The sequence below is a fragment of the Thermoflexus sp. genome (assembly GCF_040289485.1).
Classification (GTDB): domain Bacteria; phylum Chloroflexota; class Anaerolineae; order Thermoflexales; family Thermoflexaceae; genus Thermoflexus.
Map to the genome: position 1 here is coordinate 2169 of NZ_PSLG01000112.1, position 640 is coordinate 2808.

Sequence of the window (640 nt, forward strand, 5' to 3'; positions counted from 1 at the left end):
GGGGGGGCGGAGGGTACGGAGGGCCAGGTGGCCGCGGTGCGGTTGGTGCAGATGGCATGGGTGGCACGGGCGGTCGCCGAGACAGTGCTGCCCCTGTCCCGGATATCCTCCTCCAAACATCTCTCCACCCAGCCGCACCTGCTGGTGCCTGGGGCGCTCTGAGGCGCATGATGTGCATTCTTGACAGCATGGGGCCTCCGCGGCCAGAACCCAAAACCACCGCGGAGGCCCCTTTCGGAGCTGTTTGTCCATGTCTCTGTCCGGATCGCTGACGCCACCAAATCCGGCAAAAGCACTCTCCCTCGCCGGCCCGGTCCCAAGCCCACCTGCACCGACGCCGAGCTCCTCACCCTCGCCCTGGGCCGGCATCTTCTGGGGCGGACCAGCGCATCTGGCTTCCTGGAAGAAGTCCGTAGTATATCAGTACTTCCCCACCTTCCCCGCCCAGAGCGAGTGTAACCGTCGGGGACGCGGGCTCGGGGCGGCTTTTGGGCTGCGGCGCCAGTACCGGGTCGCCCCGCTGCCCGAAGACAGCTGGCCGCAGGGGGACACCACCGCCCTGCCTGGCAAACACCCCCGTCGGGTCCGTGGTCCGGACCAGTGGCAAGGGCCCGGCGACCTGGTGGCAGGCTGCGGCGGG